This is a genomic window from Reichenbachiella versicolor, from assembly GCF_003171675.1.
In the GTDB taxonomy this organism is placed as follows: domain Bacteria; phylum Bacteroidota; class Bacteroidia; order Cytophagales; family Cyclobacteriaceae; genus Reichenbachiella; species Reichenbachiella versicolor.
Genome location: NZ_QFZQ01000002.1, coordinates 401,435 through 417,302, shown reverse-complemented (window position 1 = coordinate 417,302; position 15,868 = coordinate 401,435). Strand labels below are relative to the sequence as shown.

Genomic DNA, 15,868 nt, shown 5'->3' with positions numbered 1-15,868 from the left:
CTATTCTATTACTTCTAGTTCTACCAGTTCACAACTCATATCTGTTCGTTGTATTCCGCTTACTTGAAATAGTGCATTGAAATGTTTAGCCTCTTGCGGGATTTTAGATGCAAAGTCCTTTAGCCAATCAGGACTCGTAAAGTTGCGAACTGTAGCCATTACGCCTATATCATTATTTGATACAAAGTAGAACACTTTGTTGTTTGGGCTTATTGATGTGTATGAAACCATGGCATATTCTACTCTTTGAGTTCCATGCTTAGTATTATAAACCTTGGTTTCGTCTCCAATAGAGTATTTGAAGCCATCTATATAAGTAGAGAAAACTTTACTGTCCTTAAGGAATATAGCTTTCGATAAATTCATTGTTTTGAACTGACCGACGAATACGATGTTATGTTTTCTGATGTCGTCAAATACTAATTGACTTTCCAGTTTCATATCAAAACTACCGCCATTTGGTATTAGCCATTCAGTAATCGACTTGATAGAAAATGGTGCCATTTTGGACATTACCGAATAGTCCGTTCGGCGAAGTTTTCGCTCAGGGTTTTCGTTTTGATATTTAAGAAATTGGTCATCATTGTTGATTTCAGGATATAGAACGGCGTGTTCTTCATCATATTGATTGGTCTCTGATACTACATATTGATCGGATATAACAACTAGGTTTGAAGCATCAGGAGATAAAAAAGGTTTCCATAAATAGGTCTCTGGCTCAAGGTTGAACTTAGCTAGAATAACAGTACCGATTATCAATGCAATGCCTAGGCCTATCCACAATTTTTGTAACGGTATTTTAATACTCTTATCTGATTCACTCTTTATCAGTTCGTTTGGAGACTGGAAGGATAGATTGTACTGACCTTTTTTGATTTCAAAAATTATAGGGTCATTTACTTCTGGTTGAGCGTAGTATTTTACCAACTTTTGGCGAAGCTTATAAATATAAGTCCTGACAATACCGTCGTGTTTGTCAACACTGTAGTTGGAATCAAAAAGGTCTAGACCGATAGTGAGTTCTTTAAGGTCTTCGTTCAGGAGTTTTTTTTCGACTAAATACCTTAGCAGTTTTTGAAGAGTAGAGGAGTTAGTAAACAAGTTGTCATTGCAGACCTTGTCTAGCGTTTCTTCAATTTCTGATTTTTGAAACTCTCTTCTCATAGTTCAAAGATATATTTCCTAATTGACATGAAACAAGAGTATTTAATCGCAAGGTGATTACCCTTTGGATTTAATTCCTTGATCCTTGGATTGAGTAGAAATAAAACCCCTAATCTAAGGTTAGGTCGAGGAGCTTCATATAGGTGATAAAATAGGAGTCAATTAAATCATTCGTGGCTTAGTTACAAGCTATCTGGTAAGTATAAGAATTTTGATTAGAAAAGCTGCTTTATTGATAAATAGACCACTTTTAGCTAAAAATATTAACCGTTAAAGTCACCGTGTCAGCTACGGTATCACGACGGTTATGCAGCTATTGAATAGCAAAGGCGTTAAGCTAGGTGATTATATTTGAGATAGATCAAATGAATGGATAAGACAATGATTTATCGCAAGAGTTTATTGCTTGTAATAGTATTGATTACATGCGCCTTAAGCCCGTTTGCAAGGGCATCTTCTCTTACAGGTTACCCCCGAACTAATCGAGTAAAAGAGAATATAAACCTCAATTGGAAATTTGCTAAAGACAATGAAGGACAACCTACAGCTGTCAACTTTGATGATAGCGGTTGGCAGGAAGTGAGCTTACCTCATAATCCTGACCCTGTATCGATATGGCTCGACAGTGCTACTAACCACTGGTCTCAAAAGGATTTCATTCGTGACAAGAGTTGGTATCGAAAAGAAATGATTATCGAGCTAGAGTCTAATGAGAAAGCATTTTTAGAATTTGAAGGAGTTCACAGTGCTACTGAACTATGGGTCAATGGCCAACATGTAGGGCGATATGCAGTGAATGGCTATATACCTCATCACTTTGATATTACAGATTTTGTCGAGTCAGGTAAGAAAAATGTAATTGTCGTTTTAGCTGACCACAGTTTTGATCCGACTATCGCACCCGACCCTCATCAATCTGATTATGTAAGATGGGGAGGAATCTATCGAGATGTTTACTTAGTAAAGACCAATAAACTCCATGTCAATTTTAACTGGGAGAGCATGGATGCAGGTGTCCATATTACTACTCCTACGGTCAAGAAAAACAACGGAACGGTATCTGTAAAAACTACCGTAGTCAATGAGTATGATGAAGCTGCTGAATGTAGAATAGAAACTATGATAGTAGATGCTGATGGATATGTACTTCAGAAAATGAAGTCAAGTATCGAAATCCCGAAAGGTCAAAGTCATAGCTTTAGACAGACTACTGAGATAGAGGATAACTATAGACTTTGGTCACCTGATTCACCATATTTATACAGAGCAGTATCAGTCATTTATCTAGATAATGAGCCTGTAGATTTTATTGAAAATAAATTTGGCTTTAGGTCGATTGCTCTAGTAGACGGCAAAGGCTTTATGCTAAATGGAGAACCATTTTTTATGGTTGGGGTTAATCGTCACCAAAACTATCCACACATAGGAGATGCAGTTCCAAATTCTATGCACTACGAAGCGGCACTTCGATACAAAAAAGCAGGAATGAATGCCGTCAGACTATCTCATTATCCTCAGGACAATTCCTTCATAGAAGCATGTGATGAGCTTGGAATATTACTATATGAAGAACCATCTACGTGGGTTCTATGGGAACAAGGTGAATGGATGAATAAACTAGAGCAGTCTGCTAGAGTAATGATTCGCAATCACAGAAACCACCCATCAATTGTAATATGGGGTGCAGGAATAAACCACCGAGGCCCAGTACCCCAACTCAATAATGCAGCCAAAGAGGAAGATCCATATAGACTGACAGCTAGTGCTTCTAGCCCATGGTGTGGTACTCAAAATGCTGGAGTAACTGACATCTATGCCACAATGGATTACAGAAGGACACAATGGCCTGAAAGTGATTTTTGTTTGGTGATGGAGCATGGTTATTCCAACAATGGATTAGGAATGCAATTTCATATCTCTAGATACAAAAAAAGAAACAATAACATAGGTGCATTGCTATGGGTAGGAGCTGATTACAACCGTCTTCGAGAAAATGAAAACAAGCATGATATGTTTACAGAGTACGGTCTGCAAACTGCTTACAGAATTCCCCGACCTTCCTATTATTGGTACAAGTCAGAGTTTGCAGATGAGCCATTTGTACATATAGCGGATGAGTCTGTTTATAAGAATAGAAAAATTCATGTCTATAGCAATGCCAATGAAGTAGCTCTTTATGCCGACGGTAAGTTAGTTACCACTCAAAACCCAGATAATGACAATTTGAGAAACCAGAATGAACATCCTTCATTTACCTTCAATTTTGACTGGAAAGAAGAAAAGCTTACTGCTAAAGCCCTGTACAATGGAAAGGTAAGAGCAGAACATTCTCGTATAAAAGTAGGGGCTCCGTATGCACTGAAATTAGCTATTGACAATTCAGATTTACCATTAGTAGCTGGAGGTTCTGATCTTAAGATGTTGAGAGCCTATGTAGTAGATCGAAATGGTGAAGTTGTCACTGATGCAGATGAGAGAGTGAGTTTCTCAGTGCAAGGTGCTGGAGAGATTCTATATTCTGACAAATCATATATCCAAAAGATGCAGACATATCATGGAGTTGCAACTGTCTACCTCAAAGGAGCCTCAGAAGCTGGTGAGATTAAAATTAAAGCTTCAGCAGGCAAACTTAAGAGTAGAGCTTTGTTACTTAACAGTATACCGTTTGAATCGGATATGACCGTTGCAAATGGAGTACCTATATATGATTATACATTTCATAAGATCGATTTGCAAAACAAAGGTCAATTGTTACAGTTTGGCTGGACATGTATAGGTGGTGGAGATGAAGAATCATTCAGCTTTGACTTAGACAAAAGCACTTTTACTGTATCAGGAGACTCGGCTCTCAATTGGCGTCCAGGGACATGGACTATGGTAGGGGACTTGGGATATGTTGCTAGTGATGGAATATTCGTCAAAGGAGGGATTCTAAAGCTAACAATCAAGGATTTGCCCAAAGGAAGATATAAACTCAAAACCTATCACCATTCTTTCGAAAAGAGAAAAGGAAAACTATATCCATACAATATGAGAGTGACACTTGATGATGCCAAAGGAGACTTTGAATATGTTTCAGACGAAGAACCAGTAGGTATCCAGAGTTCCAGTGACATAGGAGAACGTAAGCCAGTTTCTGTCACCAATTTTATTGAGAGTGATGGGAACAGTCCAGTAGAATTGACTTTTCAGACAGACAAAGACAATGCTGAGACTTGGTTAAATGGATTAGAATTTAGGAAATTAAAGTAACAGAGAAAAACTAACTCTCCTTAGAGAGAATAAGGTAATTGGAATTGATAAACGCTCAGATCCATTTAAGATAAAAGAAACTAGATAGTAAAAGAAATAAAATGATGAGAATACTAATTACATGCTTAATCTGGCTAGGAGTCGTAGCCACGGTTCAAGCCCAAAAAGTAGGCGTATATGCTGTCAAGCTTAATGAAGGTAAGGCAAATCCACTTTTTGAGGTCAAACAAAGTACTCCAGGTAAAGTGGGTTGGAGAAATAGAGTTTATATCAATCCTGAAGTAGAGTTTCAGACGATGGAGGGTATCGGAGGAGCATTTAATGAGATAGGAGGGGAAGCACTTGCGGCTTTGAGTCCTGAGAAGAAGGATGAACTGATGACGAATCTGTTTGCTAGTGATGAAGCTGGATTTACTTTTTGTAGAACCGCTATAGGAGCGAGTGATTTTGGAATAGATGCCTATAGTTACTCTGAAAAAGCGGAAGACTACAAAATGAAGCATTTTTCAATTGATAGAGACAAAAAGTATGTTTTGCCTTATTTACAAGCTGCTTTTAAAGTAAATCCTGATTTGACTTTATTTGGATCTCCTTGGAGCCCTCCAGGATGGATGAAAGTAAGTGGCAAGATGGAAGGCCTTCAGCCTGAAGGTAACCGATTGAGAACTACGCCTGAAATTTATAAAGCCTATGCTAAGTACTTTGTGAAATATGTACAGGCTTATGCTAAAGAAGGCGTTCGTGTAGATAGAATTTGCATCCAAAACGAAAACGATGCCGATACTAAATATCCAAGCTGTCAGTTTCCTGCAAAAGAAATGGTAGCATTCGCTAATGAATACTTGGCACCAGCATTCAAAGCCAATAATCTAAAAACGGGAATTTACGCAGGTACATTCCGTGCTGCCAATCAGATGGACTTGATGGATTATATACAATGCAAGGATTTCAGTGGAGTAGATGGAGTAGGGTTGCAATATACCGAGCCAAAGATTATCAACGATGCGAGATCAGCCATCCCAGGTTTAAAGTTGTTTCACACAGAAGGACATTGCTATAACGGAAAGAATAGCGTAGAGCAAGCAGAGCATAGACTTGAGGAGGTTGCAGGCTATATTAATAGTGGAAGTACGACTTTTACATATTGGAATATGATTCTCAATGAAACAACCAAGAGCGGTTGGGATTGGACACAAAACTCTCTTATCAATATCGATCGATCAAACGGTACTGTCACGTACAATCCCGATTACAATGCGATGTATATCATCAGTAGGTTCATTAAACCGGGAGACGTAAGAGTAGCTTCTGTGAACAGAGGAAATCTATATCCAATCATTACTGTGAAATCACCAAATGGAGAGGTTAAGATATTAGTACACAATCATGATGAGAAGGAACAGACTTTTCAGTTTGTCATGGCCGACAAGGATGTAAAAGTGAAGTTGCCAGCAAAAACCTTTGGTGCTATTGTGATTAAATAATTGAATCGACTAAGTATGAAAAATAAATTATATCAAATATTAGCTGTCCTACTATTGCTCGGCAATGTGGTAACAGCTCAGACATGGAAGAATCCCAATGCTAAGGTAGAAGACCGTGTAGAGGATTTATTATCCAAGATGACTTTAGAAGAAAAGATCAGCTACTGCGGGTCTCGTATTCCTGAAATAGAAAGATTGGGAGTACCATATTTCGAATGGTATGGAGAGGCACTTCATGGAATCATCGCATGGAACTGTACTCAGTTTCCCCAAAATATCGCCATGGGAAGTACATGGAATCCAGATTTGATGTTTGATGTCGCTACTGCAATCTCTAATGAAGCCAGAGCTCTAAAAAATTCTGGTAAAAAGGAAGTAATGATGTTTTCTCCTACAGTCAATATGGCTCGTGATCCTAGATGGGGGCGAAATGGAGAGTGCTACAGTGAAGACCCACACTTGATGTCAGAGATGGCAAGAATGTATGTGAGAGGTATGCAGGGTAATGATCCTAAGTACATGAAAACTGTAACGACTGTTAAGCATTATGTAGCTAATAATGTAGAGAAGAGACGTGAATGGAATCATTCTTATGTCAATAAAAAAGACTTGTATGAATATTACTTTCCAGGCTATAAAACATGCATCGTAGATGAAGAAGCAACAGGAATCATGACTGGTCTAAATGGCTTGAATGGTATTCCATGTTCGGCCCACGATTGGTTAGTCAACGATGTACTTCGTGATGAGTGGGGGTTCAAAGGCTATGTTATCGCAGATTGGGCTGCGGTACAAGGTCTAGAAAAAAGAATGAAATATGCTAAAACTCAACCTGAGGCTGCCGCTATGGCGATCAAAGCAGGTGTAGATCAGGAGTGTTTCAGAAACAAAGTGAGACAAGCACCAATGGTAGTTGCTTTGAAGCCAGCTATAGAACAAGGTTTATTAACAGAAGAAGAATTGGACGTTTCTGTTCGCAGGTTGCTAAGGTTGAGGTTCATGACGGGTGACTTTGATGACCCTTCTTTGAATCCTTACTCTGAGATACCGAGAAGCGTATTAGAATGTGATGCTCACAAGCAGTTGGCTTTGAGAGCGGCAGAGCAGTCTATAGTGCTGTTGAAGAATGATGACGTTCTTCCATTGAAGAAGAATATTAAGAAAATGGCAGTCATTGGGCCATTCGCAGATCGATGCTGGATGGGAATTTATTCAGGACATCCAAAAAGTAAAGTGTCTCCATTGGCAGGACTGAAACAAGCAACCAATGCAGAGATAAGTTTTGCACAAGGCTGTGAAGTATTGGCACACGAAGATGATGAAGCGAAAATCAAAGAAGCAGTTTCGATAGCTAAGAAAGCAGACCAAGTGATCTTAGTAGTCGGTAATGACGAAACTACTTCAACAGAGAATACCGATAGAAGCTCACTTACTCTTCCGGGCAATCAGCATAAGCTGATCAAAGCTGTTCAGAAAGTAAATAAGAACGTGATTTTAGTTTTAGTTCCTAGCGGTCCTACTGCGATTCCTTGGGAGCAAGAGAATATACCTGGAATCATCTGTGCATGGCCAAATGGTCAAGAACAAGGTAATGCCTTAGCTAAAGTATTGTTTGGGGAGGTAAATCCAGGCGGTAAGTTGAATGCTACTTGGTTCAAGTCTGATTCGGATCTTCCAGATTTCCATGATTATAATGTTCAGACTGGACGTACTTACATGTATTTCGAGGGTAAGCCACTCTATCCATTTGGATATGGATTGAGCTACACTGATTTTAAAATTGAAGGTGTAGAAATAGATAAGACTAAAGTAGATGCGCAAGGTAACTTAGTAGTCTCAGCCAAGGTCAGTAATATCGGTTCGGTTGATGGTGATGAAGTAGTTCAAGTCTACCTACGAGACGTGAAATCTTCTCAAAAGACACCGAAAAAAGCATTGAAAGGATTCAAGAGATTAAATGTTCCAGCCGGCAAATCTGTGCCAGTTCAATTCACACTGCCATATGAAGCATTCTCATATTATGATACCATAGCCAATACATATAAAGTAGAAGAGGGCGCTTTCGAAATCATGGTAGGTAATTCTAGTGCAAATATCTTCGAGACTAAAACGGTAAAAGTAGAAGGAGGAATATTACCTATAGTCAAAGTAGGAGGTAAGAAAGGAGGATACTTTGCTGCCAACGATCCTAAGAGAAAACTTGGATGGGATTACTTGTATGCAGACAATTCTGGAATATCAGCTACTTCTAAAAAGCAAGATGATGGTTTAGCATGGATAGAGTATGAGATCACCTTCGTGGATCCAGGGTTTTATGTCAACACTTGGGATGCCGAATTAAACTTCGAGTTTGCCACCAAGGAAGCTATCATAGAGACCTCTATGGCAGGAGCGGAGATTGCTAATTACACGATTCTCAATAAGCAACTAAGCCAAGCGATCAAAATTCCTATTCCACCAGAATATGGAAAGCCAGTTCGTTTAAGAGTAAAAACACTAGCAGGAGAGGTAAAGCATAAGTCTATCAAGATTATACCTCCCGGAGATAAGCCCGCTTTCGTAATCAATAAGATAGTAGCTCAATCTAAATAGATGATTGTCTACAGACGATAGTAAATAGACTATCCAGAAAGTAAATAGAAAAACCTGATAGGTGTCTTTGTAATAAAAAAGATACTTATCAGGTTTTTTGTTTATTCGGTTGATTAAGATTGTAAAGACACGCCTAAGGTTCCTAAAAAGTATCACCCAATTTTCAATCCATTTTTAATCTTGGTATCAGGGTTAATAAGGATTACATCATTGTCTTCTCCAATTGCGCCTAAAACCAAACACTCACTCATCATGTTGGCTATCTGTTTCGGAGGGAAGTTCAAGACTGCAACTACTTGCTTACCTACTATTTCATCAGTCTGATAGCGCTTGGTTATTTGAGCTGATGTTTTTCGCCTTCCATACTCTCCAAAGTCGATTTCTAGTTTGTATGCTGGCTTTTTAGCCTCTTTGAAGATACTAGCAGAAGTTATAGTTCCGACTCTCATCTCTATTTTTGAAAAGTCACTCCAATTAATCTCATTCATGATAGTCTATCGGTTTTAACGTAACGTCTATTGGCATCGACAACTAATATGATAAGCTATTCTTCGTTAGTCCTATATTTTTTGTATGGAATTCGAAAAGTCTCATTACCAAGTGGTATAATAATTTCTATTTCATCAGAATATCTGGAACCATCAATAATCAACAACCTTCTAAAAGTTGTATTGGGCTCTATTGTATTTTTTAATAGAAGATTTTGTTTGTAAAAGTCAATTTTACTGTAGCCTCTAGTAATAGCTAAGTTATCAGAATCGAATAAAAAACCTAATCCAGTTAAGAACTTCATGTTTTTTATCAACTTGTCAGCTTTTTCAATGTCTATGGTATCATACTTTTGATAGATTTCATTGAAGAATTTTTGTTTAGATATGCTGTTAGACCTTGCAGAGCCTACTTCATCCTTATAGTTTTCTCTAATTAGAGTCGTGTCGAAACTGGTAGTAACATAAAATATTTCATCAGGATCAATGTTAAAATCCTGACCAGATTGATTCTCTATCTCTAAGTTAAATATCAACTTGCCTGATTTATATTTATCAAAGTATGATTTAACTGTGATTCCATTATTTCTTTCAATACTCCATTCGTTTCCGTTTATCCACTTGTCAGAATGTTTGGAAGGAGTCAATTTATGATCTTTAGCTGTTGAGGATAAAAATGCTAGTTGAGAGATTAGGAAAAAGAGTGTACTTATTTTCATTGTATTTTATTATTAATCTAAAGCTGATGCTGCATTTTAAAATGCTTAAAAAGGGCGAAACTAGACGATATGGTTGTTTCTCCCAAAATGGGATTTACTTTAGTTCATTCTGAAACTTAGCTCTTTCAATATCACTCGTTTCTTCCCACTTTTTTATGCTAGTCCAGTGCTCGTTATCGGGATTATATTCTTCTAAATGATCTTCTATTACATGGCCGGGGTCATTAGATGAAGAATTGTAAGTATACGTTCTACCTCCTAACTCAAGCATTGTTTTTATCAGTGCTTCAAAGAAGTACATGCTATTAGTAGAAAGATTGCATTCGAGGTAAAACGAAGTTTCTTCAGGGTACTCGTCAAGTAGAATTTCGTCAAAAGGAAAGCAATAAAAATAAGGTCGTCCGATAGACGTTAAATCCTTTTGAGCCTCCATTTGATCACCTTGAAAATCAGGACTAAATATGCGATCACGTTCTTTTACACTTTGACTCATTGAACTCGCGATTTCACTTTTTTTAGTGGTGATTTCATTTAGATGGACATCAACTATGAAACTCAATTCTAGACCTGTAATCTCTAAGAACTTCTCTTGAACTAATCTGACTTTAGGAAACCCATTTTTAAAGTATAGTCGGTGAGCAAATATCCCCATTATTGATATCTCTGTTCTTGCAGTCAATTTCTTTTTGTTGCTATTCGAGTGGTTTCGGACCTTTTTACTCCTCAGATTTATAAATCCAGGCATATCGATATTCCTCCTCAAAGTATTTGTACCACTTAGTAGCGTCTGTCAAATTTTCTGTTGTAAACTCTTTTTGAATGTTACTATTTTTATATTCAACTACATCTGTAGTATCAATCCTGACTTTGAAGAGAGCAGGCTCTTTTTCAAAATCAATTACTAATTCCTTATTGATGTAGACATGATTATTCGTGTTATAATCCATGATGGGGTCTGACTTTTTTTCATACACCTTAGAGATCAAACCATCAGGGTCTAATACATAGTATTTATAGCTGTATCCATATATCCCACATGAAGCAGAATCTATAGCAATACTCATATCATCCAGTGAGTACCTAGAAATATACCCCCAACAATCACCTTCACCATATGAATTCAAACTATCCATTTTCATTTGGTCAAGTTCGAAAACTCCTATACTTGGTAATTCTAGCTTCTCCAATTTAGGATCTTCCAGTAGATCTTTTGAAGCTTCTAGGACCAGTCGATATTTGATCGTTTCATTACTCTCGATCATATTGTTCGACAGAGTCTCAGAACCGCCAAATAATAGCAGGATGTGCGTAATTAATAAGCAGAGTTCTTTCATTTGCTTACGCTAGGCGTATTACTGTTAGGACGATCTACAGCTAGTGTAAGAATTCCAAGAAGAATGTAGATGGATGCCATCACTCGATTTTGAATACTAAAGTATTTTTTATTTCCTTTTATCAATTGAGTGATTTTGGCCGATGCTAAGACATAGATAGAGTCACTAAGCAGTGCAATGACTGTAAATAATAACCCTAAGAATACAATTTGAAACACTGTGCCACCCTTTTCTGGGCTGATGAACTGAGGTAGAAAAGCTAAGAAGAAGATGGCAGTTTTAGGGTTGAGTACATTGACGATTAATCCCTCGGAAAAAATCTTACCCAACCTTTTTTCACTCTTACCTATTTCTATGCTCTCAGAAGTATTCTTATCAAATAATTTCTTTACGCCTAAGTAAATCAGATAAATTGCTCCTAAGTATTTGAGTACTAAAAAAGCATAGGACGAAGCAACTAATAGCGCAGATATTCCGATGCCCGCAGCTACTACATGGACCATTGCGCCAGCGCCTATTCCAAGCACAGATACGAATCCTGCCTTATATCCATGTTCCATGCTCTTCATCATGATATACAGAACAGCAGGTCCAGGAATAATGATTAACATGGATGCGGAGATCATGAAGAATAAAATATTTTCAAATTCTGGTATTACGAAGTGCATATTTCAAAAGTGTTTTTAAATGAGTGTAGTGAATGATTCCAAGCGCGAACCTTTCGGTTTTGCATTGGTTTTTGTTTTTACCTTTTTAAACTGTTCAAGCTAAAAAGGAGTGTTTTAGCTAGTTATTTATTTTCTTCTGAAACAGCAAATTCAACTGCAGCTTTTGCATGAATAAAAGCAGTGTCAAAATACGGTATGTCTAGGTCGCTTTCCTTGACAACCAATGGTATTTCTGTACAGCCAGCAATAAATCCCTCTGCACCGCTATTCTTCAGTTCTCCTATAATGTCCAAATATCTAGCCTTAGTCTCTTGAGTAATGATCCCTCTGCCCAATTCGTTAAATATTGTATCGTGGACGAATTCTTTATCAGATTCATTTTGAGGAATAATCGTTTCGATCCCCTGTTCGCTGAGTTTGGACTTAAAGAAGTCATAATCCATAGTGAACTTTGTCCCCAAGAGAGCCACCTTTTTTATACCCTTTTTCTTTACTTCCAGCGCAGTTGCCGTAGCTATGTGAATAAGAGGGATATTGATTCTTTCTTGAATTTTATCAGCGATGAAGTGCATTGTATTTGCGCATAGAACAATTCCTTTTGCACCACTTTGTTCCAGTTTTTTAGAAGCTGAAACAACCATCTCTAATGTAGAATCCCAATCGTTAGTGTCATTATTATTCTTGATTTCTTGAAAATTAAACGAATAAACAATGCACTCTGCGTAGTTTAATCCTCCTAGCTTTTCATTTATCCCTTTGTTTATTTGGGTATAATAATCAACTGTAGAAACCCAGCTTATTCCTCCGATCAAACCTAGTACTTTCATTGTTTTGAATATGATTTTTGTTAGACGAACAATTTAGTGAATTAGAAATTTTTCTAATGTAGGTAGATTTTTATTGCATATGTATTGAAGAATTGCTGTTCAATATGGAATGCCTTATCCATAAATATTAGAGTATCAGATTCAATCTTAATTTGTTCTTCTACTGATATAGTTATTCTCGAACCAGATTCTGTCTTCTTCAGATTGAAATGAACTGAATGGTAAGTAGAAGAATTGATTCTTAGTTATGTACAGTAGGTAGGTGCCTAGAATGATTTCAGATTTAATTAGATTGTTTTTTTCTACTGTTGAAAAGTTATTTTCGTCAGTCTTACCAGTAATCAGACTATCATTCACGCAGTAAATTCTTTCAGTTAAAAAGGCTTTGTTTTCATCTGAGTTGACCCATCGCCAGAGCTGAAAAACTATTAGTAAAGGGTAAGAGATGAACATGGCAAGAAATATGAAATCAGTTCTTTCCAGAACGTCTTGTGAAGCTATTGAGACAACGAATATGAGCATGATTGTTAATAACCACCATTTTTGTTTGATATACCTAACTAACAATAATTTGAAAAACTGTTCTTTCGAAAGCGTAATAGGATTTGTTTGTATCATGATTAGCTAATTGAAAATATGCGGTACTCGGAAGGATATACAATACTAAAATCTTAAACAGCCAATCACAAACTACTATATATGACGTGCGCATATATATTGAAATTATAAAAAGGTATTTAAGAGGCGTATAACAATCATCGGACACCAATCCCCTCAAAAAATGACAACTCACCCTTATTGAGTCACAAAATCCCAGAAAAAATGACCATTCGCTGAAAAAAATGAGTCTACGGAGATTTTCTGTGGTCATTCGCACATTTTCAGGGGCCATTCGCGGTTTTTTGAGTGCCATTCGCTGATTTTGAAGGGGTATTCGCATGCGAATGGCTATAAAAAAGTGCGAATGGGCCTTCTAAAACAGCGAACACCCCTTCAAAAAGTGCGTAGAGCCATTTTTTTTAGCGAATACGGACAGAATTATAGTGAATGGCGGTTTTCTGACCGTTTCTGAAATAGAATCTGCTCAAACCGGACTCCCAAGACCACACTTAAGATTTCCAAAAGCACAGTTTAACCTCCCAAGAGTATACTTCATGTTCCCCAAAGCCTACTACGCTTTCCTTTTAGCACACTTCAATCTACCTAGATAATACTTTACACACCCTAGAGCGTAATTGTCAAGTCTAATACCGCACCTTATATTCCTAAAAGCATACTCTATGTGTCCAAGAGTACACCTTACATATCCAATTGCATCCTTTGATCTCCTCTGAGCTTATAACAAGATTTGATGTGTTCTGAGAGAGCTGAAAGAAGTTGATAGGTTTACATTGCCACTGATATGAGTTTACAATGTTGCTCGTTAATCCTAACTGTACTTTATCAGGATGCTTAAAAGTCTTCATTACAGGTTTTAAGGTTAGATAGAATCAAAGGAATTTATTCTCCTTCTTTCTTCCCAAACCTTACATTTCTTTATTAATATTTTTAGTCATTATTTCGGTTCCAAAGGCTTTGATTTGAGCGATTATTGGTAATACAGATTCTCCTCTTTTGGTCAATGAATATTCAACTTTTGGAGGAATATCTTTGAATGCTTTGCGATTCAAAATACCAAAATTCACCAGTGACTTCAACTCTTGAATGAGCATTTTCTCGCTTATTTCCGGGATCAGTCGTTTAAGCTCTCCAAATCTCCTTTTTTCAAGTCCGATTTCTTTTATGATCAGCAAGCTCCATTTGCCGCCTATGATCCCAAGTGCGTGACTAACAGGGCAGTCTTGAAATTTTTTTTCAACTTTTTTCATCTCTTTCATCCTGATTTTCAATATTAGTTACTTTCAAGTAAGTACCCTACTAAAAAGTAGGTACTTTCTAAAAGTAGGGTGTATCCATAGTTTTGTCATAGAAATTTTAAATCAAATATTATGTCAAAGAGAGTTTTTGTATTGAGTGCTTCTGGGTTTCAAGGTGCTGCAATTGCTAATCAAATAATTTTAGATGGTCATAGCGTAAGTACAATTACGTCTGATACTAGTAAAGGTAGACTGGCGGATGGAATAGAAGCTCATTCTGGGGATTTGAGCAATAAACTATCAATCATAAATGCCTTGGAAGCTGTAGATGTAGCCGTATATACCTTTCCCTTGATTTTTGATATGGAAAAGGCTATTTCCTTTACTCAAAACTTTATAGCTGCTGCGGAAGTACAAAAAGTACCGTTTGTAATTTTTAATTCAGGATTTGACGTTCCTCAAAATAAGACAGAATTTTTAGGGCAAAATATTAAGTTTGAAATTCAGCAGCTTTTCGATCGTTCGAATCTCAATGTATTGACTTTGATGCCAGATATTTACTTGAATAACTTGGCAGCTCCTTGGTCAATTCCACTTGTTGTGGAAAAGAATATTCTACCATATCCCATAGAGTCGAATAAGAAAGCTCCTTGGATTAGTCATCAAGACTTAGCATGTTTTGTAGCTGCCTCTATTAATAAGCATCACTTGATAGGACAAAAGTTGCCAGTTGGTGGAACACTATTGTCAGGTGAGGAGATAGCAGCGTCAATATCTGAATACCTGGGGAAAGAAGTCAATTTTATCAGTGTCAAACCAGATGATTTTGAGCAACAATTGATTCCAGCTTTTGGTGAATTAAATGCGAAGGAAATTTCAAATTTGTACCGCTATGTGGAGAGAGAACAAGAAATGTTGGTCAATAAGTCATTTTCTAAAACGCAAGAGTTACTAGGAATAGAACCGTCAACTATTCAAGAATGGGTCAAGTCTGTGGATTGGTCAATTTCATGATAACACGATTTGACTTTCTGCTTAATAGAAAACTATAATACGAGACTTAGATAGAGCTTTTTTATGGATTAGGGCAGTAGTACGTTTACTAGTCCTAATCCATTAAGTCTATATTTGATTGATCTTATCGCTAGTATAAATGCCGTTGAATTTGAGTTGTACAGTTAATTGAACGAGACGAATTTAGTAACTATAAGTCCTAGCTATTTTTTGATAAACCTTGAGATGCTATCTCTAGTTTTGATGTAGTAAATCCCAGCTGGAAGAGTGTTAATATCTATCTTCTTATTCTTTAGGATACTTTTTCTAACTACAATTCCCAATTGATTTGAGATTTCAAATGATTCACCAGACTGCATTTCAGAAAGAAATATGTAGTCGGAGGAAGGGTTAGGATGTAACTCGATAACAGCTCGCTTATTTAGTATGTTCGTAGATACATCATCCTTTATACCCTCATCACTCTGCTC

14 protein-coding genes are annotated in these 15,868 nt (G+C 37.1%); 4 read left to right on the top strand and 10 right to left on the bottom strand.

All coding sequences use genetic code 11. The annotated features are described in order from the left end of the window. Nucleotides 1–1,164 (bottom strand): hypothetical protein, encoded by a 1,164-nt coding sequence (locus DKG80_RS06695; protein ID WP_109830545.1) that lies wholly within the window; start codon nt 1,162–1,164, stop codon nt 1–3. A 369-nt stretch (nt 1,165–1,533) separates the two neighbouring features. Between DKG80_RS06695 and DKG80_RS06690 the strand changes: the two genes are divergently transcribed. The 3 genes from DKG80_RS06690 (at nt 1,534) to DKG80_RS06680 (ending at nt 8,492) form a co-directional block, all read left to right on the top strand. Next, the gene (locus tag DKG80_RS06690; RefSeq protein ID WP_221409062.1) at nt 1,534–4,416 is read left to right on the top strand and encodes a glycoside hydrolase family 2 protein; all 2,883 of its coding nucleotides are present in this window, start codon (nt 1,534–1,536) and stop codon (nt 4,414–4,416) included. 101 nt (nt 4,417–4,517) lie between these two features. Beyond that, complete coding sequence (locus DKG80_RS06685; RefSeq protein WP_109830544.1) at nt 4,518–5,900, top strand: glycoside hydrolase family 30 protein; 1,383 nt, start codon at nt 4,518–4,520, stop codon at nt 5,898–5,900. A 15-nt stretch (nt 5,901–5,915) separates the two neighbouring features. Continuing rightward, on the top strand, nt 5,916–8,492 hold the full coding sequence (locus DKG80_RS06680) for a glycoside hydrolase family 3 C-terminal domain-containing protein (RefSeq protein WP_109830543.1): 2,577 nt from the start codon (nt 5,916–5,918) through the stop codon (nt 8,490–8,492). Nucleotides 8,493–8,644: 152 nt separating this feature from the next. Here DKG80_RS06680 and DKG80_RS06675 read toward each other — a convergent pair whose 3' ends face one another. The 8 genes from DKG80_RS06675 to DKG80_RS06640 form a co-directional block, all read right to left on the bottom strand. Next, nucleotides 8,645–8,980: a tRNA-binding protein gene (locus DKG80_RS06675; protein ID WP_109830542.1), complete on the bottom strand. Its 336-nt coding sequence runs from the start codon at nt 8,978–8,980 to the stop codon at nt 8,645–8,647. A gap of 56 nt (nt 8,981–9,036) precedes the next feature. Continuing rightward, entirely contained in the window at nt 9,037–9,699 is a 663-nt protein-coding gene (locus tag DKG80_RS06670) for a hypothetical protein (protein WP_109830541.1), read from the bottom strand. A gap of 94 nt (nt 9,700–9,793) precedes the next feature. Next, complete coding sequence (locus DKG80_RS06665) at nt 9,794–10,378, bottom strand: hypothetical protein (RefSeq protein WP_162555724.1); 585 nt, start codon at nt 10,376–10,378, stop codon at nt 9,794–9,796. Between the two features lie 37 nt (nt 10,379–10,415). Continuing rightward, nucleotides 10,416–11,033 (bottom strand): hypothetical protein, encoded by a 618-nt coding sequence (locus DKG80_RS06660; RefSeq protein WP_162555723.1) that lies wholly within the window; start codon nt 11,031–11,033, stop codon nt 10,416–10,418. Then, a complete protein-coding gene (locus tag DKG80_RS06655; protein WP_109830538.1) occupies nt 11,030–11,701 on the bottom strand; it encodes a LysE family translocator in 672 nt (223 codons plus the stop codon). Before DKG80_RS06655 ends, DKG80_RS06660 begins: the two co-directional genes overlap by 4 nt. A 122-nt stretch (nt 11,702–11,823) precedes the next feature. Further along, entirely contained in the window at nt 11,824–12,528 is a 705-nt protein-coding gene (locus tag DKG80_RS06650) for an aspartate/glutamate racemase family protein (protein WP_109830537.1), read from the bottom strand. A 147-nt stretch (nt 12,529–12,675) separates the two neighbouring features. Continuing rightward, complete coding sequence (locus DKG80_RS06645) at nt 12,676–13,146, bottom strand: hypothetical protein (protein WP_109830536.1); 471 nt, start codon at nt 13,144–13,146, stop codon at nt 12,676–12,678. Nucleotides 13,147–14,054: 908 nt separating this feature from the next. Beyond that, nucleotides 14,055–14,405 carry a winged helix-turn-helix transcriptional regulator gene (locus DKG80_RS06640; RefSeq protein WP_221409061.1) on the bottom strand — a complete coding sequence of 117 codons (351 nt, stop codon included), beginning with the start codon at nt 14,403–14,405 and terminating at the stop codon, nt 14,055–14,057. A gap of 111 nt (nt 14,406–14,516) precedes the next feature. On the opposite strand from DKG80_RS06640, the gene DKG80_RS06635 reads away from it, so the two are divergent. Continuing rightward, the gene (locus DKG80_RS06635) at nt 14,517–15,398 is read left to right on the top strand and encodes an NmrA family NAD(P)-binding protein (RefSeq protein ID WP_109830535.1); all 882 of its coding nucleotides are present in this window, start codon (nt 14,517–14,519) and stop codon (nt 15,396–15,398) included. Between the two features lie 203 nt (nt 15,399–15,601). Here the strand turns inward: DKG80_RS06635 and DKG80_RS21455 are convergent, their stop codons facing one another. Continuing rightward, on the bottom strand, nt 15,602–15,805 hold the full coding sequence (locus DKG80_RS21455) for a T9SS type A sorting domain-containing protein (protein ID WP_394342225.1): 204 nt from the start codon (nt 15,803–15,805) through the stop codon (nt 15,602–15,604). Between the last annotated feature and the right edge of the window lie 63 nt (nt 15,806–15,868).

Excerpts from the sequence above, each read along its gene's own strand:
- DKG80_RS06640 (WP_221409061.1), bottom strand. The coding sequence starts at position 14,405 with ATGAAAGAGATGAAAAAAGTTGAAAAAAAATTTCAAGACTGCCCTGTT.
- DKG80_RS06695 (WP_109830545.1), bottom strand. The coding sequence starts at position 1,164 with ATGAGAAGAGAGTTTCAAAAATCAGAAATTGAAGAAACGCTAGACAAG.
- DKG80_RS06655 (WP_109830538.1), bottom strand. The coding sequence starts at position 11,701 with ATGCACTTCGTAATACCAGAATTTGAAAATATTTTATTCTTCATGATC.
- DKG80_RS06635 (WP_109830535.1), top strand. The coding sequence starts at position 14,517 with ATGTCAAAGAGAGTTTTTGTATTGAGTGCTTCTGGGTTTCAAGGTGCT.
- DKG80_RS06660 (WP_162555723.1), bottom strand. The coding sequence starts at position 11,033 with ATGAAAGAACTCTGCTTATTAATTACGCACATCCTGCTATTATTTGGC.
- DKG80_RS06670 (WP_109830541.1), bottom strand. The coding sequence starts at position 9,699 with ATGAAAATAAGTACACTCTTTTTCCTAATCTCTCAACTAGCATTTTTA.
- DKG80_RS06645 (WP_109830536.1), bottom strand. The coding sequence starts at position 13,146 with ATGATACAAACAAATCCTATTACGCTTTCGAAAGAACAGTTTTTCAAA.
- DKG80_RS06650 (WP_109830537.1), bottom strand. The coding sequence starts at position 12,528 with ATGAAAGTACTAGGTTTGATCGGAGGAATAAGCTGGGTTTCTACAGTT.
- DKG80_RS06680 (WP_109830543.1), top strand. The coding sequence starts at position 5,916 with ATGAAAAATAAATTATATCAAATATTAGCTGTCCTACTATTGCTCGGC.
- DKG80_RS06675 (WP_109830542.1), bottom strand. The coding sequence starts at position 8,980 with ATGAATGAGATTAATTGGAGTGACTTTTCAAAAATAGAGATGAGAGTC.
- DKG80_RS06685 (WP_109830544.1), top strand. The coding sequence starts at position 4,518 with ATGATGAGAATACTAATTACATGCTTAATCTGGCTAGGAGTCGTAGCC.
- DKG80_RS06690 (WP_221409062.1), top strand. The coding sequence starts at position 1,534 with ATGGATAAGACAATGATTTATCGCAAGAGTTTATTGCTTGTAATAGTA.